Source organism: Glaciibacter superstes DSM 21135, assembly GCF_000421145.1.
In the GTDB taxonomy this organism is placed as follows: domain Bacteria; phylum Actinomycetota; class Actinomycetes; order Actinomycetales; family Microbacteriaceae; genus Cryobacterium; species Cryobacterium superstes.
In genome coordinates, this window is the sequence record NZ_ATWH01000014.1 from 89,392 (window position 1) to 114,095 (window position 24,704).

Genomic DNA, 24,704 nt, shown 5'->3' on the forward strand with positions numbered 1-24,704 from the left:
TGCCGTTGGGCACTGGGTGCTGGGGTGCGCTCGCTGAACCCATTGCGCGCACGCGTGCGGTCAAATTGTCGGTTTGAGCGCTGAAACCGACGATTTGACCGCACGCGTGGGTCTTCGGAGCTACGCAGGCGTGGGGAACGGCGAGTAGGTGCGCCTGCCCTCGGCGATCTCTCGGTTCAAGCTGGTGAGACGGACGACGAGCTGCGCCGAGTCTTGCGCGATCGACTTCGGCCAGCCGTACGCCGCGGCGACGGATTCGTCGAGCCGCTTGTGCAACGCCGCGAGATCAGTGAAGGCGCCATCGTCCATCAGGTTATAGAGCTTGGTGAGGCCGAGTCTGTGGTCGAGACAGAGTGCGCTGCGACGCTCATAGAGGGCGACGGATGCCGCGGCGACGGCCGCGCGCTGCTCCGCCGTCACCGGGTCTGGCCAGGGGAACGTCTCGAAGACCGTCGTAGGCGTGTATCGAAGGCGGGTTTCGAGTGTGGACGAACGCGCCCACGCCCACGCGTCGTGCGCCCGCGACAGCAGGATACCCATGCTGTAGTCGTCGTCAAAGGCGAAGACGTTGGTGGCGTCACTTGCCATCGTCCATGGCTCAACCCAAGTGATTCCCATGCGCTTTCCGTGACGACCAACTGCCGCGTAACGCGCTAATGGCGCCAGCGCCTTTCGCATTGGGACGCGGGGCCGACCGAACTGCCACCATTTCGATTTGAATCCGGGATCGCTGTTCGTGTCGCGCTCTGGTTTCACGCTCGCACGTACGATCGCGAGCACCTCGGGGAACTTTCCAGCTTGCTCGAGCGGCATACTGCCGAAGTCGATCACCCAGCGGCCCGGTGACTGATCAGCCCGGTCATTAATGTCGTCGCTGTCAAGGTAAGGCCGAATCACCGACCGGTTCTCGCCGTCCTTCAGGAGCCTTGAGGCATTGACGTCGGTGAGTACGAACCCCTTACCGACTGGGATCGGCCCTTGGAAGCCCTTGCCCCTATTCACCGGCAACGCGACCGGTGCCCATCCATCACTGGCCCCAGCCGTCAGCGACGACGTAATCCCCGCCACCCGCTCACCGTCGAGCTCGAACTCGGTCGGCTCGACGTCCGGCTGCTTCACCCAATTCACGATGCTCACGTGCACCTTCGCGTCGCCCGGCCACTTCTGAGTGGAAACGGCATCCGTGATCACTCCACCGGTCGCGATGATGTGGTCGAGTGAGGCCTCGCGGCCGCGGTTCTGCATGATCGAATTCGTGCCGACCAGACCGGCGCGCTGACCGGGCTTCAATTGCGCCTGCGCGCGGCGGAACCAGTAGACACAGAGGTCACGAATTCCAACGCTGAAACTCTTGCTCAGCCACTCGACATACGGGCCGCCGAGACTTGCGCGCAACAACTGCGACCCAAGAAACGGCGGGTTTCCGATGATCGCGTCGACCTCCGGCCAGTCCATGCGCAGTGCATCTGCCGCGCGGATGCCGGACAGGTCGACCAAGGGGAGAACCGGTTCTGCCGGTCCGTACCGTTCGACCATCTGCCGGTGGCCCATCCACAGCGTGACCCGCGCGATGAGCACGGCGATGCGTTCGATCTCGATTCCACGGATGTTCGCGAGTGGGTAGTACGGCAGCTGCCCCCCCCGTTCAGGCATGCCAGTTTCCTGCGCGAGCCGCGTCATCCGTTGCTTGATCTCGAATTCGAGCCCCCGGAGTTCGCGATAGGCGACATAGAGGAAGTTGCCGCAGCCGCAAGCGGGGTCGAGCACGGTGAAAGCGCACAGCTCATTGAGCAACGCACGTGCGTCGGCGGGTGTCGTCGTTGCTTCGATGCGTTCGCGCCAGGGCCGCACGATCGTGGGCGTGACGATCTTCATGATGTCGGCCTCGTGCGTGTAGTGCGCCCCGAGCTCGCTGCGGCGCTCATCACCGAGCACACCTTCCATCAGCGAGCCGAAGATCGTGGGGTTGACTTCGCGCCAGTTGAATTCCGCTGCGCCGCGCAGGTGCAGGAGTTCGTCACGATTGAGGTAGACGGCCGCAGGCTTCGCGAAGAGCTCGCCATTGACGTAGCGGGTTCCGGCGTAGCGGCCCTTGCGGTTGTGGTCGCCCTTCTGGTTGAGCAGGTTGAACAAGTAGCCGATGTCGCGGGCGGAGTCCGGGTCTTTCTCGGCCAATAGCGCATCAACGGTGTTCTGCAGCGGGTAGCCTTCGAGCATTCCGAGATCTTCGGCGAACAGGCACCAGACGAGTTGCATGGTGAAGCGGTGGATCTCGTCGATGGGCGCGGCCGAACGGTCGGCCATCGAGGTGTACAGCTCAGCGATGTGCCGTGCGGCATCCGCCGTCAGCTCGCGGCGGTGCTCGGAGAACACCGGATCGAGAGCGTCCGACTGCAGGAAAAGCAGCGAGTCGTAGTGGTCTGGCAGCTCTTGGAGGCTGAACCGGATGCGCGGCTCGTTGGGGAACCGACCCGGCTCCCACACCTCGAACTCCCGGAAATTGCAGGCGATCACCCAGCGCGCGGCCGGGATGTTCTCCTTCGAATCCGATGACTCCTGCCAATAGCGGATGCGCTGTTCCTTAGCCTTCTCCAGGCCGACATTCGGGCCTTTCATCTCCACGATGAGAATGCCGGACCAGTGCAGGTCCATGAAACCCGCAGACGACTTGAAGTCTTCGAACAGCGCTCCGACGGCGGTGCGATCTGAGCCGTAGGCCTCGAACAATTCGTTGAGAAACGTTTGGGCTTCGGCCTTCTCTGTGCCGGCGAATCCCGACCACTTCTTGACGAACTTCTCGAGTGCGGCCTGGATCTCTGAACCGCTACGCACGCGCACTCTCCCTCGTCGGTGCTCGCCGACACCAACGTCTACCCGGTCGCGCCGGCACTAGAGCAACCGCAGCACTAGATCAGCCGCAGTGAGTCGCCGGCGTAGTAGGTGTCTTGCATCAGGCGCTTGTGGGTACGGGCCATGTCTTCGATCGCGTCGGCCAGGGCGAGTTCGACGTTCTGATGGCCGCCGGATTTCTTGACCTGCGCAAGAGCCTTTTTTGCTCGTGTCTGGGTGTGCTCGAGGTTGAGCAACACGTCAGAGATCTCGCCCATCGCCCGTTCCTGCGCGACCTGATGCGGGGTGCGGTCGTCGGCGTGCGCCGCGTTCGTTCCTGCACCCATTTCCTGCCCCTTTTTCATCGCCGGTTGTGGCCTCCACACTACTCTGGGCCCGCGACATCCGTCGCCCGGTAGACGCGGAAGTGCACAACCCACTGAGTGCATCAGCTGTGGAGGACGGCGCGATTGCGGCATCCGTCCCTGACCCGCACGGACCCCGCCGATCTGACCGTTCGCGGGTGTGGTGACTTACCCGTCGGTCGACACGATCGCCAGGCCGTCGATCTCCACCAGCATCTCCTCGCGCGGCAGGCCGGTGAAGACGGTTGTGCGGCTCGGCAGCACTCCACTTGGCGAGTAAGCAGAAACGAACTCGCCGTAGGCGTCGTTCATCGCGGCGAAATCCTCACGCTTGGTCAGGTAGACCCGCAGCATCACCACATCGTCGAACCTCGCGCCGGAGGCCTCGACGATCGCCCGCACGTTCTCGAGCGTGCGTGTGGTCTGCGCGGCGACATCCCCGCCGTAGAGGTACTCTCCGGTCGCCGGGTCGACGGGGCCCTGCCCCGAAACCTGCACGAACGGCCCGGAGCGAACACCCTGAGAAAAGGTGTGCGCGGGCGCCGGTGCGCCGTCGGTCTGGATTCGGGTCTTCGTGGCCATGGGCATCCTCGTTCTCATCGTTGTCGCCGGCTGTTGTCGCTGACTCGCGCTTTGACGGGGCAGGTCACGGCGGGTTACTTTGCCAGTATCGGCGCGGTCAGGCGTGCGGCCACGGGACCTGCCCGTATTGGCCACAGGCCGTGCGGAAGGAGTTCCGTGTCAGACGTCTTCCTCAGCCCAGAATACAAGTCGATTCCTCCGGAGGCGTGGGGCCTCCGTACCGCCGAGTACCTCGCGCACGGGCGTGAGCTCAGGGACTTTCAGACACCGCTCCTCACCCTCGACCGCGGCGCGCTCACCGGCAACGCCGACACGATGTTCGAGTGGCTCCGCAGCGCCGGCCTGACGCTCGCCCCCCACGGCAAGACCACCATGGCACCTGCGCTGTGGCAGGAGCTACTGGACGCCGGTGCGTGGGGCATGACCTTCGCCACCGGCTGGCAGGTGCAGCGCGCATACTCACTGGGATTCACCCGGCTGATGCTGGCCAACACCCTCGTAGATCCCGTCGCTCTCCGCTGGCTTGCCCGTGCACAGGATGCCGACCCGGCGCTCGAGGTGACGTCGTGGGTCGACAGTCTCGAAACCGTCGAACGGATGACGCGGATCCTTGACGACGCCGGCGCGAACCGGCCGGTCGCCGTCATCGTCGAACTCGGCGCGGCAGGCGGTCGCACCGGAGCGCGCAACACCGGTGAGGCGCTGCGGATCGCGGAGGCGGTGGCCGCTTCCCCGCAGCTCGAGGTCGCCGGCGTCGGCGGCTACGAAGGCGCCCTCGCGCACGATCGCGGTTCTGCAGGCCTGTCTGCGATTGACGTGTATCTCGATGAGATCGTGCGTCTACACTCCCAGGTGACAGATGCCGGCTGTTACGGCGAGCGCACGCCGATCGTCACCGCCGGCGGCAGTGCATACTTCGACCGGGTTGCCGAGCGCTTCACGCCGATCGCCGGGGCGGCAACGCTGCTGCTGCGCTCCGGGGCATTCCAGGTGCACGACGACGGCTTCTACCGCGGGATCTCACCGATGGGCACTCTCGTCGGCACCCGTCCGTTCCGTTCCGCGATGCACGCCTGGGTGCGGGTCGTCTCGCGCCCGGAACCGGGATTGGCGCTGTTCGACGCGGGCAAGCGTGATGTTCCCTTCGATGAGGGCCTGCCGACCGCGCAACGCGTCGTCGGCCTCGATCCAGAGCAGAGCTCAACGCTCCTCGCCGGCAGCACGGTCACCGCACTCAACGACCAGCATGGCTTCCTTCGCTTCACCGAGCCCGTTGGCGCAGCTGACGGTCCGGCCGTCTTGCCGGTCGGCTCCGTCATCAGACTCGGGCTGTCGCATCCGTGCACGGCGTTCGACAAGTGGAAGCTGGTTCCCGTCGTCGACGATGCGGATGCCGAACGGCCACTGGTCGTCAACCTCGTCGAGACCTGGTTCTAGACCGGTGGCCTCGACCCTCTTTCGCGCAGCCACCGTCATCGACGGAACCGGCGAACCGCGATACCTCGCCGACGTGCTCGTTCAGCGCGGACGAGTCGAACGCATCGCTGGAGCGCGTCAGCTGGTGCCGACGGCATCCGATCGGGTGATCGATGCGACCGGGAGTGTTCTTTCGCCGGGCTTCATCGACATGCACGCCCACTCCGATCTCGCCGTCCTGACCGATACGGCTCATCTGGCCAAGCTCGGCCAGGGCGTGACCACCGAGGTGCTCGGACAGGACGGGATCTCCTATGCCCCGGTTGACGAGACGGCGCTGGCACAGATCGAGCGCCAGATCGCGGGCTGGAATGGAATGCCTCCGCCCGGGACCGTGATCTGGCGAACCGTCGCCGGGTACCTCGAGACGCTCGACCGCGGTGTGCCGACGAATGTCGCATACCTGGTGCCGCAGGGCAACCTGCGGATGCTGGTGGTCGGCCACGAGGACCGCCGGTCGTCCGGCGTCGAGCTGGAACGCATGCGCGCACTGCTCGCCGACGGGCTGGACGCGGGCGCCGTCGGCATGTCGAGCGGCCTGAGCTACGTGCCTGGCATGTATGCGGACACTGCCGAGCTCGAGGCGCTCTGCGCGGTGCTCGCCGAACATGGCGGGTACTACGCCCCGCACACCCGCTCGTATGGCGTCGGCGCACTCAACGCCTACGCCGAGGTGATCGGCATTGCCAGGCGAACCGGATGCGCGTTGCACCTGACCCACGCCACGCTCAACTTCGCAACCAATCGCGACGCTGCCCCTGAGTTCCTGGCGATGATCGACGAGGCCGTCAGCGACGGGGTCGACCTGACTCTCGACAGTTATCCGTACCTTCCCGGAGCGACCACCCTTGCTGCCCTCCTGCCGAGCTGGTTCGCGTCCGGCGGGGCAGACGTGCTCCTGGATCGGTTGCGAAGCGGCGAGGACCGCGATCGGCTGGCCGCCTCGTTCGAAGTGCTGGGGTCCGACGGATTCCACGGCGAGATCGCGGACTGGTCGGCCATCCAGGTGGCGGGGGTGGCTAACCCCGTACTAGCGCCGTACGTGGGCCAGACGATCGCGGAGATCACCGCGTCCGCCGGCCGCGAGGCGACGGATGTCGTGATCGACATCCTGCTCGCCGATGAACTGGCCACCGGCATCCTGATGCACGTCGGTCACGAGCACAACGTGCAGTCGGTGATGCGTCACCCTCGGCACACCGGCGGGAGCGACGGCATCCTGGTCGGCAATAGGCCGCATCCGCGCGGCTGGGGCACGTTTCCCCGGTATCTCGCCCGTTATGTACGGGAACTCGGGGTGCTGCCGCTGGAAGAGGCGGTGCGACACCTCACCGGTTCGGCAGCGCACCGCATCGGGCTGACAGACCGAGGTCTCGTGCGCGAAGGTTTCGCGGCCGATCTCGTGCTGTTCGACCCTGAGTCGGTACGCGACACCGCGACTTTCGAGAAACCTCGCCAGCAGCCAGAGGGCATCAGCCACGTGATGGTCAACGGCGATCTCGCCATTGACGGCGGGCGCCGCACGTCCGCCGTCTCCGGGTGCACCCTGCGCCGGGATGCGCCACTCGACCGCCGGTAACACGCAGCGCGAAGACCGGCCAGGCAGTGATCTTCCCTTAGCGCTTTACTAATAGGAAACTTTCCTGATAGGTTCTGTTCTCAGATCCACGAGGAAGAGGACGCCGCATGGTGACGAAGGTGCTGCCGGGAACGCCGGCCTGGCTGGGCGCGACGAATGACCGCGCCGCACTCTCTCTACTACTCGAACACGGTGCCCTCACCCGCAACCAGCTTGCCGAGCTGTCTGGCCTCTCGAAGCCGACCGCATCACAGATGATCGCTCGCCTGGAGGCGATCGGCGTGATCGAGCCGGCCGGCGCGCACTCCGGCGGCAGGGGCCCGAACGCCGTCTCATACGGCGTCTGCCGCGGCCGCACCTGGGGCGTCGCCATTGACGTGCAACCCGAGGTCGTGCGCTCGACACTGATCGACGCCGTCGGTGACAGCGGCCCAGTCGTCGAAGAACACCGTGGGCGCGGAGACCACGCGCCCAGCGCCGCCGACGAGCTCCGCCTGGCCGTGAAGCGCGCCAGCAAGGCCGCGGGGGCAGACGCGCAGGCCGTCCGGGTCGCCGCAGTCGGCATCCAGGGCGCGGTCGATCCTGAATCCGGCGAACTGGTCTTCACCGACGATCTGCCCGGCTGGCCGCGCCAGCACATTCGCGAGGAACTAGAGTCCGCGCTCGGCCTCGAACTCCTCATTCACAACGACGTCAACCTCGGGGCCGTCGCCGAACGAGCGACCGGCGCCGGACGGGATGCCAGTAGCTTTGTGCTGTTCTGGGTCGGCAACGGGCTCGGCCTCGCCGTCGACATCGGCGGAACCCTCCATCCCGGCGCCACCGGCGGTGCAGGCGAGATCGGTTATCTCGAAGCACCGCGGCGTGCGGCAGCCATCGACCCGGCCGCCGAGACCTTCGAAGACCTGATCAGCGGCGAAGCCATTGCCCAGGTTGCCCGCCGGCACGGCATCCAGGCGCAGACGTTCGACAACACGATCCTCGCCATCCAGGCGTCCCCAGACGGGGACGCGGTCCTCGCTGAGTTGGCGCCCCGCATCGCACTCGGCGTCGCGCCCGTGCTAGCGGTCCTCGATCCCGAGATCCTCATCCTCGGTGGGCCGATCGGCAATGCCGGCGGCACCTTCCTCGCCGACCTCGTCCGCACCCACGTAGCCGAGAACACCCGCTGGAATCCGACCATCGTCACGGCGGGAGTATCCGATTTCCCCGTGCTGAGCGGCGCCAGCCACCTCCTCACAGACCGCCTCAGGGAACTCCTGTTCGCCGAGGTCTCCACGGGTCGCTGACCGAGTCGCGACTCTTCCACACCATCCATCCACCCAGAACAGCGAGGTTCCATCATGAAACGACAGCATTCCTTCCGTCGGCGCGGGCTCATTCCACTTGCGATCGTCGCCAGTGCGGCGCTCCTCTTCAGCGGCTGTTCCGGCGGCGAACAGGGTTCGGCAGACGTCGCCCAGACGGCACCGAAGACCCTCGAGGGAACCGTCTCCCTCTGGCACTTCTTCTCTGATCGCGAAGCCGATGTCATCCAGACGGTCGTCGACGACTTCGAAGCCGCGAACCCCGAGGTCACCGTCGAGGTGCACACCGGGCAGGATGACGAGAAGCTGCGCAAGGTGATCTCATCCGGCGGCAACATCGACGTCGGCCTCTCCTACTCGACCGACGTGGTCGGAAGCTTCTGTTCAAGCGGCGCCTTCCGAGACCTGGAACCCTACATCGAGCGCGACGACGTCGACATGGACAACTTCTCCGACACGGTGAAGAACTACACCGCTTACGACGGTGTGCGCTGCAGCATGCCAGTGCTCTCCGACGTCAACGCCCTCTACTACAACCAGGACATGTTCGATGCGGCCGGCATCACGGCACCGCCGCAGACTCTCTCCGAGCTGGAGCAGATCGCGGAACAGCTCACCACCTACAACGAAGACGGTTCCATCAAGACGCTGGGCTTCAACCCGTTCATGGGCATGTACGAGAACTCCCCGGGTCACTTCGGTCCCGCTGTCGGCGGCGAGTGGCTGAATGAGGATGGCACCAGCGCCATCGGCTCTGACGATGGCTGGCCGCTTTTGATGAAGTGGCAGAAGGACTTCGTCGACAAGATCGGTTACGAGAAGCTTCAGGCGTTCACCGCCGGCCTCGGCCAGGAGTTCTCAGCGAACAACGCGTTCCACACCGGGCAGCTCGCCATGCAGATCGACGGCGAGTACCGCACGGCGTTCATTGCGGACCAGGCGCCGGAGCTGCGTTACGGCACCGCGCCGTTCCCGTCCCACGACGACTTCGCTGATCTGTACGGCGCGGGGTACATTACCGGAAACATCGCGGGCATCGCCAAGGGTTCCGAGAATCCCGAGCTCGCCTGGGCGTTGCTGAAATTCCTGTCAACAGACACGGATGCGCTGGTCACCATGGCGAACGGCCTGAAGAACCTGCCCACCACCGCCGAATCGCTGAACTCTCCAGACCTCGAGGTGACCGAGCAGTACCAGACCTTCATCGACATCGCGCAGAACCCCAAAACCAAGGGCACGCCGCCCAATCCGAACGGTGGCGCGTACCAGCAGGTGTTCGGCGACTACTGGACCGAATACCAGGCGGGGAACGGTGGAGACCTCACCGAAGGCCTGGCGCAGGTGGACAAGAACATCGACGACTCCCTCGCCTTGATGGAAGCCCCGTAACGATGACGGCGATTGACAGGGTGGTGGAGCCGGCGGTGGTGCCTGCCGGTTCCACCGCCTCGGCCCCGCCGCCGGGCAGGCCGAACAGGCCCCGGGTGCGCTGGTCGATCATTGCCATGCTGACGCCGGCGCTGCTGGGACTCGCGGTGTTCTTCGTGTACCCGCTGGCGGCATCCGTCTTCTACTCGTTCACCAGGTTCGACCTGGTGTCTCCGCCTGAGTGGATCGGACTTCGCAACTACGAGTACCTGTTCACCAAAGACCCGATGGTCTGGCAGGCCGCACTGAACACCCTGTGGTTCATCGTGATCCTGGCTCCCGTCAAGATCGTCATGGCGCTCTTCGTGGCCGGCCTGCTGGCCAGGGCGAAGCACGCCTCCGGAATCTGGCGCACGTTGTTCTACCTGCCTGCCCTCGTTCCACCCGTCGCATCCGTCGTCGCCTTCGTCTTCCTGTTCAATCCCGGCACGGGGCCGGTGAACCTCGTCCTCAGTTGGGTCGGCATCGACGGCCCGCTCTGGTTCAACGACCCGGCCTGGTCGAAGCCCTCCCTGCTCTTGCTGGGTCTCTGGGTCATGGGCGACATCATGATCATCTTCCTCGCGGCCCTACTCGATGTGCCCCGTGACCAGTACGAAGCGGCCTCACTCGACGGCGCAAACGGGGTGCAGCAGTTCCGGTTCGTCACCCTGCCGAATATCGTGCCGGTGCTGGTCTTTGCCCTTGTGACGGGTGTGATCGCCGCGTTGCAGTACTTCTCCGAGGCCGCTGTCGCTTCAACAGTCGCCTCGGGCAAGGCGACAGTCGGCGAAGGGGCGAGCGTCAGTTTCGGATACCCGGGCGGGTCCCTCCTCACCTACACCCAGTGGCTCTACGTGCGCGGTTTCTCCCAGTATCAATTGGGCTACGCCTCTGCGCTGGCCGTACTACTTTTCATCGTCGCGGCCGTCTTCCTCGTGCTGCTGCTGCGCAAAGTCAAGGCATTCTCTCCGGAAGGGGCATCATGACCGCCGTCCTGGACCGCACACCGCCGGCGCTGCCGCCATCGCCAGTCCGTCAGCCCAAACGTGCCAGACGGCGCGGGGGCGCGCTCCTCGTGTGGATCTCCGAACATGTGCTGCTCACCGCCCTCGCCGTGCTCTTCATCGCGCCCGTCGTCTTCGTCTTCCTCACTTCTGTGATGTCGAGCAACCAAACGCTGACGGCTTCCCTGTGGCCAGAGACCTGGGAGTGGGGCAACTATCTGGAGGTGTTCGAGAGGGCACCGCTGGCACGCTGGTTCGGCAACTCGGCACTTTATTCGGGACTGGCCACCGCATTCATGCTGGTCTCCTCGGTGCCGGCAGCCTACGTGCTCGCCAAGATCAAGATTCGCGGGGCGAACCTCATCTTTCTCGCGATCATCGTGGCGATGCTGCTTCCTCCACAGGTCACGGCAGTCCCCGTCTACGTGATGTGGGCGGAACTGGGCCTGACCGGCACGCTCTGGCCACTGATCCTCCCCAACCTGCTTGGCGATGCTTTCTCGATCTTCCTGCTGCGGCAGTTCTTCCTGACCGTGCCGAAGGAGTATGCGGACGCCGCACGGCTCGACGGTTGCAGCGAGTGGGGTGTACTCACCAGGGTGATCGTGCCGATGGCAAAGCCGGGGATCGCGGCCGCCGGCATCTTCCTGTTCTTCCACTCCTGGAACGACTACTTCGGCCCGCTGCTGTACGCGTCGGAGAGCCCAGAATGGTGGCCGGTCTCCTACGGGTTGGCAACGTTCCGCGGTTCGCATGGCACCGACTGGGGCCTGACCATGGCGATGACCATGCTGGTGCTGGTGCCGGTTGTGCTGATCTTCTTCTTCGCCCAACGCACATTCGTCGAGGGCATCACATTGAGCGGCGTGAAGGGCTGACATGAAACTGACAATCGTGGGAGGGGGTTCCACATATACCCCAGAACTCATCGACGGGTTCGCCCGCCTTCGCGAGACGCTGCCTCTCGAAGAGGTGTGGCTGGTCGATCCTTATGCGGAACGCCGACGCCTCGTCGGCGGTATGGCGGCACGAATGTTCACCGCCGCCGGACACCCGGCGAAGGTCACGGCAACTCCTGACCTTGTGGCCGGAGTGTCAGACGCAGACGTCGTTCTCATCCAGCTCCGCATCGGGGGCCAGGAAGCTCGGAAGACGGATGAGACCTGGCCGCATGAGGTCTGCTGCATCGGCCAGGAGACGACGGGGCCAGGCGGCTTCGCCAAGGCTTTGCGGACGGTGCCGGTTGTGCTCGACGTCGCAGAGGTCGTACGCACCCACGCGAAGAAGGATGCCTGGATCATTGACTTCACCAACCCCGTCGGAATCGTCACCCGTGCCCTGCTCCAGGCCGGGCACCGCGCAGTCGGGCTCTGCAATGTGGCCATCGGCTTCCAACGTCGTTTTGCACGGATGCTGGGAGTCGACCACCAGGCGATCTCCCTCGGCCACGTCGGCCTGAACCACCTCACCTGGGAGCGGGCTGTCTATCTTTCGGACGAAAACGGTAAGCGTGACGTGCTGCCACAGCTGCTGGAGGGACACCTCGCCGAGCTGGCGCACGAGGTGGAACTGCCGGCATCGCTCCTGGCGCTCGAGCGCACGGTGCCGTCGTACTACCTGCGCTACTTCTACGCGCACGACACTGTGCTACGCGAGCAGCGTGAGTCACCGACTCGGGCGGAAGCGGTGATGGAGGTGGAACAGACACTGCTCCGGCTGTATGCCGATCCCACCGTCGACACCAAGCCGGAGGCACTCGCCAAGCGCGGTGGCGCGTTCTACTCAGAGGCCGCAGTCGACCTCATTGCCGCGCTCCATTCCACTACGGGCAGCGAACAGGTGGTCAACGTGCAGAACAACGGCATCCTGCCGTTCCTGCCGGACGACCACGTCGTCGAGGTACCGGCGCGGGTCGACGCGCGCGGGCTGCATCCGCTCGCGGCCGCACCGCTCTCGCCTGGGGATGCCGGGCTCGTCGGGCACGTGGCGGGATATGAGCGTCTTGCCCTTGACGCCGCCATCCACGGCGGACGCGACCGTGTGCTGCGGGCAATGCTCGCGCACCCGCTGGTGCAGCAGTATGACCGGGCCGAGAAGCTCACTGACCTGCTACTCGCAACCAACGCGCAGTACCTGTCATGGGCGAAGTGAACGAATCACCCAAGCGGCGCGGGATCATCGTCGCTGTCGACGGCGGTGGCTCGAAGACCGACGCCGTCGCGCTGGATGAAACTGGGGCAGTCCTCGCACGCGCACGCCGACCCGGTACCAGCCCGCACATGATCGGGCTCGCGGCATCCGTCGCCGTTGTGAACGAACTCGTCGAGGAGGTGACCAGGGCAGCGAACGACGGGCCGGTGCTGCGAGCGCACCTGTACGTCTCGGGGCTTGACCTGCCCGTGGAGATCGCTGACTTCGAACGAGCGATTCGTCGCCTTCCCTGGGCGAACGAACTGTGGGCAGCAGGCGGCATCGTCGTCGATAACGACCTCTTCGCCCTGTTGCGCGCCGGTACGAACGAGAAGGACGCCGTCGCTGTGATCTGCGGGACCGGGATCAACTGCGTCGGCGTCGGCGCCGATGGTCGAACCGTACGTTACGCCTCGCTGGGGATGATCTCCGGGGACTGGGGAGGCGGTTTTGCCCTCGGCGAGTCGGGTCTCTGGCACGCCGCTCGGGCGGAGGACGGTCGAGGGCCGGAAACGATCCTTCGCCGCGAGATTCCCCGAGCCTATGGACTCGAGACCGTGAGCGAGGTCACCGAGGCCCTGCACTTCAAGCGGGTGACCAGGGCAAGCCTGGCAGACCTCAGCCCTGTCGTCTTCGGGGCATCTGCCGGAGGCGACCTTGTCGCGGGGAGCATCGTCGATCACCAAGCTGAGGAGATCGTCACTTTGGCTGCGACAACGCTGCGCCGACTCGACCTCCTGGAGCGGGCCGTTCCGGTCGTGCTCGGCGGCGGGGTGATCGCGGCGCGTGACGCGCGACTGACCGAGGAAATGCGGCGGGGTCTGGACGCCCAAGCACCACACGCCCACCTGGAGTTGGTGTCGTCACCGCCGATTCTCGGTGCGGCTCTTCTCGCTCTCGAGGCGCAGGGTGCGTCGTCTGGCGCGCTCGCAGCGGCGCAGATCGAGCTCTCCGTCGAGCCGGCCCTGGCTGGTTGACGCCGTGCCAAATCGGCGATGCGGGGCCGAAAGGCCGGTTAGCGCGGCTCACGACGACGCTGTCGCCGGGCGGGCGGGTCGGCAGTCGGGTCGGCTAGGGTCGGGGCCATGGCACACCCCACACATGATGTCGTGATCGTCGGCGGCGGACACAACGGGCTGGTCGCCGCCGCTTACCTCGCGAAGGCAGGTAGAAGCGTCATCCTGCTTGAGCGCGATGATCATCTCGGTGGCGCGGCCGTCTCCGCCGACGCGTTCGACGGCGTCGACGCGCGACTATCGCGATACTCCTACCTGGTCAGCCTGCTGCCGAAGCGCATCATCGACGAACTGGGTCTCGATCTCCGTCTTGCCAGGCGCCGGTACTCGTCGTACACACCGAACCCCGCCGACGCGTCTGTCGGGCTGCTCGTCGACCACGGCGACCCCGGCGCTACCCGCGCCTCGTTCGACCGGATCGGAGCAGGCCCAGTCGGAACAAGCCCAGTCGGAACAGGCACCGACGCGGCCGCGTGGGACGCGTTCTACCGCGACACCGCCCACCTTGCGGCCGCGATCTTCCCGACGATGACGGAGCCGCTCCCCACCCGGTCGGAAGCGCGCCGCCTGCTCGGCGACGACTCCGTCTGGGAGCAGTTCATCGAGCGGCCGATCGGTGAGTCCATCAGAAATCGCTTCAGCCATGACCTGGTTCGCGGCGTCGTCGCCACCGACGGCCTGATCGGCACGTTCACGTCGACGGATGCCGCTACTCTCGATGCCAACCGCTGCTTGCTGTACCACGTCATCGGTAACGGCACCGGCGACTGGGACGTACCGATCGGCGGCATTGGAGCCGTCTCCGGCGAGCTTGAGAAGGCGGCGCGCGACGCGGGCGCCCACCTGGTGACCGGCGCCGAGGTCATTTCGGTCTCACCAGACGGTGAGGTGCATTACCGGCACCGCGGCGACGCCCAGGAACGCAGTGTCGATTCACGGAGTGTCGTTGGGCGGCGGGTGCTCGCGAATGTCGCGCCCTGGGTTTTGCAGGGTCTGCTCGGCGAGACTGGGCCGGAGACATCCGTCAGCGTCTCCAATGGCAGCGACCCCAACGGCAATGACCCCAACGGCACCGACCCGATCGCCCGGCCGGAAGGCGCGCAGGTCAAGGTCAACCTCATGCTCACCCGCCTGCCGCGGCTGCGCGACGCGTCGGTGTCGCCCGAGGCAGCGTTCGGCGGCACCTTTCACATCAATGAGACCCTCAGCCAGCTCGAAGTGGCGTACGAGGAGGCAACGCACGGTACGATTCCCGCCGTGCTCCCCTGCGAGATCTATTGCCACTCGCTGACCGACCCGAGCATCCTCTCGCCTGAACTCGCGGCATCCGGAGCCCACACGCTCACGGTGTTCGCCCTGCATAGCCCGAGCCGTTGGCTGACCGAAGAAAACAACGACTCGTACCGTGGGCGCCTGCAGGCCGCTGTGCTTGCATCGCTCGACTCCGTGTTGGCCGAGCCGATCGAGAACGTACTGATGACGGATGCCGCAGGCCGGCCGTGCATCGAGACCAAGACCACGCTCGACCTCGAGCACGCGCTCGCGATGCCGGGCGGCAACATCTTCCACGGGCCGCTCTCGTGGCCGTTCCTGGAAGATGATGACCCGCAGCGCACCGCGGCCGAGCGCTGGGGCGTCGCCACCGGGCACCCGCGGATCTACGTCTGCGGGGCGGGCGCCCGTCGCGGCGGAGGAGTGAGCGGCATCGGCGGGCACAACGCCGCCATGGCCGTGCTCGAGGGCGACTGAGCCCACCGCCCCGCCCGGCCGTAGCGCTCACCCGTACGGCCGAATCGTCGGTTCAACGGTGTCAAACCGACGATTCAGGCGCACTGGCGAGTCGATTGACGCTTCGTCGAAGCGGCAGTCAGGCGGCGAGCGCCGCGCGCAACCCATCTGCCAGCGGCGTGGTCGGCCGGCCGATGAGGCGGGCGAGCTCTCCTGGGGTCTCGCTGAGGAGCCCGTCCCTGATGTTTCCGTCCAGCCCGACAACGAACGTGGCGGTGCCGGCCGGCAACCCGGCGGCAGTGAGAATAGCGGTGTGCTCCTCCGCCGAGACTGGACGGTAGACGACCGGCTGTCCGAGAACCTCGGCTGCGGCGTCGGCAAGATCGGAGAACGTCCACGCCACATCGCCGGTGAGTTCGTACGTCGCGTTCTCGTGGCCGTCGCCGACGATCACAGCGGCGGCGGCATCCGCGAAGTCGATGCGGCTGGCGCTGGCGACCCGGCCGTCGCCCACGCTGGCGACGATCTCGCCGGTGTCGCGCGCCTGCTCGAGAGCCTGCCCGTAATTTTCGGTGTACCAGCCGTTTCGAAGGATCGTGAAAGCGAGGCCAGAGGAGCGGATCACTTCTTCCGTGCCCTTGTGCTCCGGCGCAAGCAACAGCGCAGAGGTGTCGGCGTGCGGAGCGCTCGTGTAGACGATGCGGGTGATTCCTGCCTGCTGTGCGGCTTCGATCGCCGCCGAATGCTGGGCGAGGCGACTGCCCGGTTCACTGGCGGAGACCAGCATCAGGGTGTCAGCGCCGGCGAAGGCTGTGGCGAGGCTCTCCTCGTCGAGGTAGTCGATCCTCACCACCTTCACACCGCGGTCGGCAAGGTCATCGATCTTCGCGATCTGTCGCCCTGTCGCGACAATCTCTCCGGGTGCCACGCCTCGCGAAATCAGTGACTCCACGATCAGTCGCCCCAATTGCCCTGTCGCGCCGGTTACAACCACAGTCATAGTGTTCCTCTCGTTGCGTGATGTTTCATATGACAACGCATGGAAGTCGAGAACCTTCCCGCCCCGCGCCGATCCGGGCATCACCCCAGATAATGGGACGATGCCCCAGATCCGCCCGTACCGCCCCGAAGACCGCGCTGCCGTGTACCGCATCTGCACTCTGACCGGTGACGGCGGCAACGACGCGACCGGACTCCACGTGAGCGACGACCTCGTCCCCGACATCTTCGCCGGACCATACGTCGACTTCGAGCCGGAACTGGCGTTCGTCGTCGATACCAGCAGCGACACCGGCACCACGATCGCGGGGTACATCGTCGCCACCGCAGACACTCGCGCCTTCGTCGAACGATACCGCTCCCAGCGCTTGCCGGCGTTTGCAGCGAAATATCCCCGCGAACCGGGGCCGGTCCCCGAGATGGTCGACCTGGGTTACCAGCCAGAACGGATGCTGGTGGCCGAGGTGGACGAGTACCCAGCGCACCTTCACATCGACCTCCTGCCCGAGCTCCAGGGAATGGGCTTCGGCCGGCAACTGGTCAGGACGCTCCTCGCGGCGCTTGCCGCCCGCGGCATCCGTGGCCTGCACCTGACCATGGCCGCCTCGAACACGCCGGCGCGCGCGTTCTACGACCGGCTCGGATTCGTCGAACTGCGCTCGAGCACGCCGGATGCTCCAGTTCTCGGCATCAGAACGGATGCCGCGGTCTAGCCTCGGCGTACGTCAGCGAGGAGTTTCTCGGCTTCCAGACCGACCGCGAGCGTGTGCCCTGCGAGCAGCCCGGCGCGCTCGAGCCAGGCGGATGAGAGTCCGCACCAGGCCACAACCCAGCGCACCAGGCGCTCGCGGTCGAGGCCCGCGGCATCCGTGATCACGTCGATCTGCCTGGCCAGCCGATCTGGTCTGGTCGCCACTTCTGCATCAGGGTTGCAGAGGATGTTGGTGAAGTCGAAGGCCCGGTCTCCGACGATGCACTTAGGGTCGATCGCGAGCCAACCGCCGGAATCGGACGCGCCTGCGCGGCCGGTGAAGTCGAGCACGTTGCCGTGGTGGAGGTCGCCGTGCAGCACAACCACCTCGCGCTGGTCCGCTAGGAGTTCCGCAGCGATGTCCGCGGCGCGCGCGTGGAAGCCGCCGCTGCGGTCGGCACTAACGGCGTCGGCACGAACGGCGTCAGCGTGCTGGAACAACTCCGTGAACCAGTCATCGAGATCGCGAATGCCGGCCGGGAGGGGACCGGCTGCGTCCGGCGTGATCGCGTGCAGTCGCCCGGCCGCGGCGCACAGGATGCGGGTGGCTGTTTCGTCATCGCCGTCCCGTGCCATCTCCACGAGGGAACGCGTGCCGAGTGCGCGTTCAAGGAGCACGGCGTTGTCGTCGTGCTCGAGCACAGAGGCCGCACCGCGCCCGTTCCACCACGTCATCAGCCGATTGCCTGCCGCCTCTTCTTCGACGAGGGCGATCTTCAGCATCGCCGGAATGCCCTGCGCTCGCACCGGAGCCAGCACGCTGCTCGGGGTCGAAAACGCCCCGCCATCGGGTTCGAGGTGCCAGCGCTTGAGGTAGTCGGCGACATCCGTTCTCGAATCGGTTTGGCTCACCCGGCCAGTATCCCAGCTGGAAAGGCTGGATACCGGTGCGAAGAAGGCCTAGCCTCGAAGAAGGGCAGCTCTTCGTTGCTGCTTCACCGCTGGAGGTCGTTATGTCAGCCAAACCAACCGGGCGCCTCGCGCATCGCGAGGACGGTCTCTACCTGATGGTGGACCGCCTGTTCGCCGCCCCGATCGCAGATGTCTGGGCCAGCCTCACCCGGCCGGCCGAACTCGAGAAATGGGTCGGCACGTACACCGGCTCACCGTCGACCGGCGCCGTGAAGTTTCGCATGTCAGCGGAGGAGGGCGCCGACTGGGAGTATGTGAGCATCCTCGAGTGCCGTGCTCCGCATCGATTCGCCGGCGACTTCGGGCAGGGTGACGATGCCTGGCGAGTGATGTTCCACCTGGTCGAAGGCGACGGGATGACGACGCTCACGTTCGGCCAGCGGCTGCGGTCGGCCGCGGAGGCCTCCACCGTCGGACCTGGTTGGGACTACTACCTCGACCGTTTGGTCGCCGCGCGCGCCAGACGTCCGCTGCCGGAATGGGAGCACTACTACCCGGCGCACGCGCAGTTCTACCGGGAGCTCATGGTTCCGATGCGGCCCGCGTAGGAGAGCGGCGCTCTGTTACTCCCAGACGCTGGGCGCGGCCGCACGCGTCGGCGGCATCGCGACATCGGTGCTCCAGCTGAGCAGCCACTCAGGGATGGTGACGGCTGCAGGTGCGACGCCAACGGCATCCGTCAGCTCGTCGATCGTCACCACGCCGCCTCCACGCTTGAGGAAGCGCCCGCGGATGAAACCCTGCGCGTAAATCTCCGGCTTGCCGTCGGCGTCTGGTCGCACAAAACGCTGCTCGACGTACATCGCTTTCGCGTCGAACCCGATGATGCGCGATTCGATGGTGAACTTCTGCCACATCTGCAGGGACTTGCGGAAGCTGATCGTCTCAGACACCACAACCGGATACCAGCCGCGCTGCTGGAAGATCTTCCAGACGCCGTTCCGCTGAAGCATGTCGAAGCGGGCGATATCCATGATCGACAGGTACACGCCGTTGTTCATGTGACGCATGGTGTCCTGATCGGTCGGCAGCGTCGTGAACTGCGTGCGCGCCACGTCGTAGTGGCCGAGGCGCGGCCCGAAGCGAGACAGGACGAAGTGGAGCATCGTTCGGAAGATCATGTGCACCCTGCGATGCTAGCCACCCCGCGTCGCAACCGGCGCATCCCCTGTGGCCTGCCACAGGCATCCGTCGCCCTGGCGTCTTAAAACTGTCGTGAACGGCTAGGCCGGGACCTCGCGCTGGTCCTCGCCGTTGTAGACCGACAGCGGACGGATCAGCGCGTTGGATGCGAGCTGCTCCATGATGTGCGCCGACCAGCCGATGACGCGGCTGGCCACGAAGATCGGGGTGAACGTCTCGGTATCGAAGCCCATCACGTGGTACGCGGGTCCGGCCGGGTAGTCCAGGTTCGGCTTGATGTTCTTCTGCTCTGCCATTCCGGATTCGAGCTTCGTGTACATCTCGAGCAGGTCGGGGCGGTCGAAGTGCTCCAGCATCGCCTCCATGGCGGCGCGCATCGTCGGCACGCGGGAGTCGCCGTTCTTGTAGACGCGGTGCCCGAAGCCCATGATCTTCTTCTTGTTCGCGAGTGCGTGCTCCAGCCAGGCCTCGACCTTGTCTGGCGTGCCGATCTCGCCGAAAGTGCGCATGACCGCTTCGTTGGCGCCGCCGTGCAGTTCGCCCTTGAGTGCCCCGATCGCGCCGGTCACTCCCGAGTACAGGTCTGAGAGGGTCGAGACGATCACCCGCGCCGTGAAGGTCGACGCGTTGAAGGAGTGTTCTGCATAGAGGATGAGCGATACCCGGAAGGCGTCGACGACTTCCGGGTCGGCCTCCTCGCCGAACGTCATGTAGAGGAAGTTCTCTGCGTACCCGAGGTCAGCGCGCGGCTCGACAATGGGCTGGTCGTGCCGGCGGCGCTGGTCGTAGGCGACGATCGCCGGCAGCTGGGCGAACAATGACTTCGCCTTGCGCAGGTTCTCGGCCGGCGCGTTGTCTTCTGCCTCGAGGTCGTTGGCCCCGATGATGCTGACCGCCGTGCGGCAGACATCCATCGGATGCGTAGTGAGCGGCAGGTCGTCGATCGCGCGTCGCACATTGGCGGCCAGCGATCTCTGCGAACGCTCTTCGTGTTCGAAGGCTTCGAGCTCGTCGGCGCTCGGCAGCTCGCCGTTCCACAGCAGCAGGGCGACCTGTTCGAAGCTGCAGAGGGCGGCGAGTTCCTGCACCGGGTAGCCGCGGTACAGCAGCGAGTTCGTGTCGGAGTTGACCTTCGAGATCGCGGTGTAATCGACCGGCACCCCGGCGAGGCCCTTGTAAATCTCTTTCTCCTGCTGCTGCTCTGCTTGCTGAGTCTGGGCCATGCTGCTCCCCTAGCGCTTGATCTGGAAGTTGAAGACGTTGGTGTCGAAGTGGTTGTACGACTCGTAGTCAAGCAGTTCATAGAGATCTGCGCGATGTTGCATTTCGCCGAGCGACGGTTCCAGGGTGCCGTGTTCGTTCAACGTGTCGAGTCCGCGCACCGCCGATCCCATGGCCAGGCGCAGCAGTGACACGGGCCAGATGACCATGTTGATGCCGACGTTCTGCAGCTGGTCGACGGTGAACAGTTCGCTCTTTCCGAACTCGGTCATGTTCGCCAGCAGCGGCACGTCGACGGCTTTTCTGACGGCCTCGAACTCGGCCAGGGTGGCCATCGCCTCGGGGAAGATCGCGTCAGCGCCGGCATCCACCAGCTTCTTGGCCCTGTCGATGGCCGCATCCAAACCATCAACCGCACGGATGTCGGTGCGCGCCATGATCAGGAAGTTCGGGTCCCTGCGCGCATCGACGGCCGCACGGATGCGCTTCAGCGCGGTGTCCTCATCGACAACCTGTTTGCCATCGAGGTGCCCGCAGCGTTTCGGGTTGACCTGGTCTTCGATGTGGGTGCCGGCCAGGCCGGCGTCTTCGAGGGTCTGGATGGTGCGGGCCACGTTCATGGGTTCGCCGAATCCGGTGTCGGCGTCGACGATCGCGGGGAGGTCGGTCATGCGGGCGATCTGCTGCGCGCGCGTCGCGACCTCAGTCAGAGTCGTCAGCCCGATGTCGGGCAAGCCGAGGTCGGCGGAGAGCACGGCGCCGGAGATGTAGACGCCGTCGAAACCCTTCGCCTCGATCAGCTTCGCCGACAGCGGATTGAAGGCGCCTGGGAAGCGCTGGATCTCACCGCTGGCCAGCCCGGCCCGCAGAACCAGTCGCTTCTCGGCCGGTGTGGTCGTGGCGTACAGCATCAGAACAGTCCCTTCGGAAGCGGGGTTTCTTTCAGAAGTCCTGGCCGGGCGGCGATCGTCAGCAGGCCGAGATCGTGCGCGTCGAGCTCCGGCAGCCGCTGGGCGAGCTCGAGGAAACGTTCGATCTCATCGGCTTCGAGAACGTCGGCGGCGAGGGTGCGGAATTTGTTCACGTATTCCGCTCGGCCAAACGGCCGTGCGCCAAGCGGATGCGCATCCGCCACCGCGATCTCGTCAGTGATCGTGCGGCCGTCGGTGAGCGTGATGACCACCCGTCCGCCGAAGGCCTTCTCCTTGACGTCGAGGGAATGGTAACGGCGAGTCCACTCCGCGTCTTCGACGGTGGTGGTCTTCTGCCACAGCGCCACCGTGTCAGGGCGGCCTGCCCGCGCCGGAGCGTATGAATCGACGTGGTGCCAGGCGCCGTCTTGCAGGGCGACGGTGAAGATGTAGGGGATCGAGTGGTCGAGAGTCTCGCGCGACGCCGTCGGGTCGTACTTCTGCGGGTCGTTCGCGCCAGACCCGATCACGTAGTGCGTGTGGTGGGAGGTGTGGATGACGACGGAAGCGACGTTGTCAGGGTTGCCGACCTCGGGGTACTCACGGTGCAGCTTTCTGGCGAGGTCGATCCAGGCCTGTGCCTGGTACTCCGCGGAGTGCTCCTTCGTATACGTGTCGAGGATGGCGCGCTTCGCTTCACCAGCCTCGGGCAGCGGCACGCTGTATGAGGCGTCCGGGCCGTCGAGCAGCCAGGCGATGACACCGTCTTCACCCTCGTAGATCGGGGTTGGGCTGGTCTCGCCGCGCATCGCCCGGTCGACGGCTTCGACAGCCATCTTCCCTGCGAAGGCCGGTGCGTGAGCCTTCCACGACGAGATCTCGCCCTTCCGCGACTGCCTGGTGGCCGTCGTGGTGTGCAACGCCTGGCCGACGGCCTGGAAGACGGTTTCGGCGTCGAGTCCGAGGAGCGTGCCAATGCCGGCCGCAGCGCTCGGGCCGAGGTGCGCGACGTGATCGATCTTGTGCTTGTGCAGGCTGATCGTCTTCACCAGGTCGACCTGGATCTCATAACCGGTCGCGATGCCGCGCACGAGGTCACGACCGGTCAGACCGCGCTCGGCGGCGAGGTGCTGGGCAACTGCCGTGATCGGGGGGATGTTGTCGCCCGGGTGCGAGTATTCAGCAGCCAGGAATGTGTCGTGATAGTCGAGCTCCCGAACGGCCACCCCGTTCGCCCAGGCCGCCCACTCAGGCGAAACCCGGATCGCGGCATCCGTGCCGAAGATATTGGCACCGTCGCCCCCGGTCGAGCGCGGATGCGAGATGGCCTGCGAGCGCGCGGACACGACGGGTTTCCTGGTGAGTGATGCCGCAGCCACGGAGGCGTTGTCGATCACCCGGTTGATGACCATGTCGGTGACCTCCGCAGAGACCTCGACCGGATCGGCCGCGACCTCGGCGATCTTCCAGGCCAACTGTCCCTCACGGGCCAGATTCTCGTCACTTCGATGCACGCGTACGTCGTGGAACTTCACATACGCAACCTACCCGCTACGGCTGGGAGTCGCGAAAGTGGAGCCGGGTCGCGTCAGGCTGGTGGAGCACGCAACCTCGGCAGTACGATTTGGGAATGGTTCCCGTGGCCAACCTCCTGACCTTCGCGCTGGCCGCGATCGCGCTCCTCGTGCTGCCTGGCCCGAGCGTACTGTTTGTCATCGGGCGGTCACTCGCTCTCGGCCGGTTCGGCGGCCTGCTGAGCGTGTTCGGAAATGCCCTGGGAATCATCCCGATCATCGTCGCCGTCGCGTTCGGACTCGGCACCATCGTGACGCAATCGGTGATCGTGTTCACGGTGATCAAGTTCGCCGGGGCCGCGTACATCGTCTACCTCGGCGTGCAAGCAATCCGACACCGCCGCTCATCCACCTCTCCGGTAGCAGTGATCACTCCACGCTCGAATTGGCGGTTACTCGCCGAGGGATTCCTGGTCGGGATCAGCAACCCGAAGTCGATCGTGTTCTTTGTTGCAGTCTTGCCTCAGTTCGTTGACTATTCCGCTGGGGCCGTGCCGTTACAGCTCCTGACTCTTGGAGTGCTCTTCGTCGTGCTCGCAGTGGTCTTCGACAGCGTCTGGGCGATCGCGGCCGGATCGGCCCGCGCCTGGTTCGGGAAGTCGCCGAAGCGCATCGAGCGCCTCACGGCGACGGGCGGCGTCATGATGGTCGGCCTCGGCGGGGCACTCGCGGTGACCGGCGCGAAGTCGTAGCCGCTGCATCCGTCACCGGCCCACCTCCATGTGGACGGCGCCCTGGTCCATCCGGTAATGTGTACATCGTCCACATAACGAAAGGGGAGGGCTATGGCAACATTTGCACTGGTCCACGGGGGCGGTTCGACCGCCTGGGACTGGCATCTCGTCGCTCCCCTCCTTGAAAGCGCCGGCCACGAAATGGTCGCCGTCGACCTGCCGATCGAGGATGCGAACGCCGGACTCGATGACTACGTTCGCACCGTTACCGACGCCGTCGCCAACCGCGCCAATATCATCGTGGTCGGCCACTCGCTCGGCGGCTTTACTGCTCCCCTGGTCTGCGACGCACTCCAGGCAGACGGGCTCGTCTATCTCGCCGGAATGATTCCGCTGCCGGGCGAGACCTTCATGGACTGGTGGACCAACACGGGCCACAACCTGGAGACCGTCGACGAAGACGAAGACGTGTCGTTCTTCAACGGCGTGCCGGAGTCGCTCGCCGCCGAGGCGCGAGCGAGAGAACGCGATCAGCAGGGTGAATGGATGTCGCGGGCGTGGCCAGGCGATCGGCACCCCGCCGTGCCGACACGTGCGATCCTGTGCCTGGATGACCAGTTCTTTCCGCCGTCGTTCATGAGACGGCACGTTCGCGAGCGACTGGGACTCGAACCGGTGGAGATTCCCGGCGGACACTACGCGACACTGACCAATCCCGACGCCGTGGCTGCAGCGTTAGACGACTTCGCGCGTGAGGTCGCTTGACCGCACGCTCGCACGCTCGATCCTCACCGAGGGGCCCGAAATGGTCCTTTATCCCTCTTTGCCCGTGAAGGTGCTTTTCGGGCCGTTCGGCGCGGTAGAGGACTCAGGGCTGAAGGCGCTCGTTTCGCCAGCCGGCGGCGTCCCGCGTGTAGTGCAGGCGACGGTGCAGCCGATTCGTGCGGCCGTGCCAGAACTCGATGTGCTCGGGAACGACCCGGTAGCCGAACCACGACGACGGGCGCGTCACGGTGTCGCCAGAGTCGAGCAC

At 65.6% G+C, this 24,704-nt stretch carries 23 protein-coding genes; 13 read left to right on the forward strand and 10 right to left on the reverse strand.

What is annotated here, in order from left to right:
- Positions 1-120: 120 nt before the first annotated feature.
- The 3 genes from K323_RS0118865 to K323_RS0118875 form a co-directional block, all read right to left on the reverse strand.
- Positions 121-2,832, reverse strand: a complete 2,712-nt coding sequence (locus tag K323_RS0118865) for a DNA methyltransferase (RefSeq protein WP_157509507.1) — start codon at positions 2,830-2,832, stop codon at positions 121-123.
- A 74-nt stretch (positions 2,833-2,906) separates the two neighbouring features.
- On the reverse strand, positions 2,907-3,176 hold the full coding sequence (locus K323_RS0118870) for a hypothetical protein (protein WP_022886822.1): 270 nt from the start codon (positions 3,174-3,176) through the stop codon (positions 2,907-2,909).
- Positions 3,177-3,362: 186 nt separating this feature from the next.
- Positions 3,363-3,776, reverse strand: coding sequence for a RidA family protein (locus tag K323_RS0118875; protein ID WP_022886823.1), 414 nt, complete (start codon positions 3,774-3,776; stop codon positions 3,363-3,365).
- Between the two features lie 156 nt (positions 3,777-3,932).
- Here K323_RS0118875 and K323_RS0118880 point away from each other — a divergent pair, with 156 nt between their 5' ends.
- The 9 genes from K323_RS0118880 (at position 3,933) to K323_RS0118920 (ending at position 15,507) form a co-directional block, all read left to right on the forward strand.
- A complete protein-coding gene (locus tag K323_RS0118880) occupies positions 3,933-5,213 on the forward strand; it encodes a type III PLP-dependent enzyme domain-containing protein (RefSeq protein ID WP_022886824.1) in 1,281 nt (426 codons plus the stop codon).
- A 4-nt stretch (positions 5,214-5,217) separates the two neighbouring features.
- Positions 5,218-6,831: an N-acyl-D-amino-acid deacylase family protein gene (locus K323_RS0118885; protein ID WP_022886825.1), complete on the forward strand. Its 1,614-nt coding sequence runs from the start codon at positions 5,218-5,220 to the stop codon at positions 6,829-6,831.
- Positions 6,832-6,938: 107 nt separating this feature from the next.
- The gene (locus K323_RS0118890) at positions 6,939-8,120 is read left to right on the forward strand and encodes an ROK family transcriptional regulator (RefSeq protein ID WP_022886826.1); all 1,182 of its coding nucleotides are present in this window, start codon (positions 6,939-6,941) and stop codon (positions 8,118-8,120) included.
- 54 nt (positions 8,121-8,174) lie between these two features.
- The gene (locus tag K323_RS0118895) at positions 8,175-9,527 is read left to right on the forward strand and encodes an extracellular solute-binding protein (RefSeq protein ID WP_022886827.1); all 1,353 of its coding nucleotides are present in this window, start codon (positions 8,175-8,177) and stop codon (positions 9,525-9,527) included.
- Between the two features lie 2 nt (positions 9,528-9,529).
- The gene (locus tag K323_RS0118900) at positions 9,530-10,534 is read left to right on the forward strand and encodes a carbohydrate ABC transporter permease (RefSeq protein ID WP_022886828.1); all 1,005 of its coding nucleotides are present in this window, start codon (positions 9,530-9,532) and stop codon (positions 10,532-10,534) included.
- Complete coding sequence (locus K323_RS0118905; RefSeq protein ID WP_022886829.1) at positions 10,531-11,430, forward strand: carbohydrate ABC transporter permease; 900 nt, start codon at positions 10,531-10,533, stop codon at positions 11,428-11,430. The genes K323_RS0118900 and K323_RS0118905 overlap by 4 nt, the downstream gene beginning before the upstream one ends.
- Position 11,431: 1 nt before the next feature.
- Complete coding sequence (locus tag K323_RS0118910) at positions 11,432-12,703, forward strand: 6-phospho-beta-glucosidase (protein WP_022886830.1); 1,272 nt, start codon at positions 11,432-11,434, stop codon at positions 12,701-12,703.
- On the forward strand, positions 12,700-13,719 hold the full coding sequence (locus tag K323_RS0118915) for an N-acetylglucosamine kinase (protein ID WP_033373662.1): 1,020 nt from the start codon (positions 12,700-12,702) through the stop codon (positions 13,717-13,719). Before K323_RS0118910 ends, K323_RS0118915 begins: the two co-directional genes overlap by 4 nt.
- Before the next feature lie 108 nt (positions 13,720-13,827).
- On the forward strand, positions 13,828-15,507 hold the full coding sequence (locus K323_RS0118920) for a phytoene desaturase family protein (RefSeq protein WP_022886832.1): 1,680 nt from the start codon (positions 13,828-13,830) through the stop codon (positions 15,505-15,507).
- A gap of 118 nt (positions 15,508-15,625) precedes the next feature.
- On the opposite strand, the gene K323_RS0118925 is transcribed toward K323_RS0118920, so the two are convergent.
- Positions 15,626-16,486: an SDR family oxidoreductase gene (locus K323_RS0118925; RefSeq protein ID WP_022886833.1), complete on the reverse strand. Its 861-nt coding sequence runs from the start codon at positions 16,484-16,486 to the stop codon at positions 15,626-15,628.
- A gap of 100 nt (positions 16,487-16,586) precedes the next feature.
- On the opposite strand from K323_RS0118925, the gene K323_RS27300 reads away from it, so the two are divergent.
- On the forward strand, positions 16,587-17,198 hold the full coding sequence (locus K323_RS27300; RefSeq protein ID WP_033373621.1) for a GNAT family N-acetyltransferase: 612 nt from the start codon (positions 16,587-16,589) through the stop codon (positions 17,196-17,198).
- On the opposite strand, the gene K323_RS27305 is transcribed toward K323_RS27300, so the two are convergent.
- Positions 17,195-18,088, reverse strand: a complete 894-nt coding sequence (locus K323_RS27305) for an aminoglycoside phosphotransferase family protein (protein ID WP_022886835.1) — start codon at positions 18,086-18,088, stop codon at positions 17,195-17,197. The genes K323_RS27300 and K323_RS27305 overlap by 4 nt on opposite strands.
- Positions 18,089-18,189: 101 nt before the next feature.
- Here K323_RS27305 and K323_RS0118940 point away from each other — a divergent pair, with 101 nt between their 5' ends.
- Positions 18,190-18,696 carry an SRPBCC domain-containing protein gene (locus K323_RS0118940; protein ID WP_022886836.1) on the forward strand — a complete coding sequence of 169 codons (507 nt, stop codon included), beginning with the start codon at positions 18,190-18,192 and terminating at the stop codon, positions 18,694-18,696.
- 15 nt (positions 18,697-18,711) lie between these two features.
- On the opposite strand, the gene K323_RS0118945 is transcribed toward K323_RS0118940, so the two are convergent.
- The 4 genes from K323_RS0118945 to K323_RS0118960 all read right to left on the reverse strand — a co-directional run bounded on the left by K323_RS0118945 (position 18,712) and on the right by K323_RS0118960 (position 22,958).
- On the reverse strand, positions 18,712-19,269 hold the full coding sequence (locus K323_RS0118945) for a thioesterase family protein (protein ID WP_084697485.1): 558 nt from the start codon (positions 19,267-19,269) through the stop codon (positions 18,712-18,714).
- Positions 19,270-19,371: 102 nt separating this feature from the next.
- Positions 19,372-20,514 carry a bifunctional 2-methylcitrate synthase/citrate synthase gene (locus tag K323_RS0118950; protein WP_022886838.1) on the reverse strand — a complete coding sequence of 381 codons (1,143 nt, stop codon included), beginning with the start codon at positions 20,512-20,514 and terminating at the stop codon, positions 19,372-19,374.
- Between the two features lie 9 nt (positions 20,515-20,523).
- A complete protein-coding gene (gene prpB / locus K323_RS0118955) occupies positions 20,524-21,423 on the reverse strand; it encodes a methylisocitrate lyase (protein WP_022886839.1) in 900 nt (299 codons plus the stop codon).
- On the reverse strand, positions 21,423-22,958 hold the full coding sequence (locus K323_RS0118960) for an MmgE/PrpD family protein (protein WP_022886840.1): 1,536 nt from the start codon (positions 22,956-22,958) through the stop codon (positions 21,423-21,425). The genes prpB and K323_RS0118960 overlap by 1 nt, the downstream gene beginning before the upstream one ends.
- 95 nt (positions 22,959-23,053) lie before the next feature.
- Between K323_RS0118960 and K323_RS0118965 the strand changes: the two genes are divergently transcribed.
- Together K323_RS0118965 and K323_RS0118970 are read left to right on the forward strand one after the other, a co-directional pair.
- Positions 23,054-23,689, forward strand: a complete 636-nt coding sequence (locus K323_RS0118965) for a LysE family translocator (RefSeq protein ID WP_022886841.1) — start codon at positions 23,054-23,056, stop codon at positions 23,687-23,689.
- Positions 23,690-23,782: 93 nt separating this feature from the next.
- Positions 23,783-24,436 (forward strand): alpha/beta fold hydrolase, encoded by a 654-nt coding sequence (locus tag K323_RS0118970; RefSeq protein WP_022886842.1) that lies wholly within the window; start codon positions 23,783-23,785, stop codon positions 24,434-24,436.
- Between the two features lie 103 nt (positions 24,437-24,539).
- Here the strand turns inward: K323_RS0118970 and K323_RS30570 are convergent, their stop codons facing one another.
- A complete protein-coding gene (locus tag K323_RS30570; protein WP_245571026.1) occupies positions 24,540-24,704 on the reverse strand; it encodes a pyridoxine 5'-phosphate oxidase C-terminal domain-containing protein in 165 nt (54 codons plus the stop codon).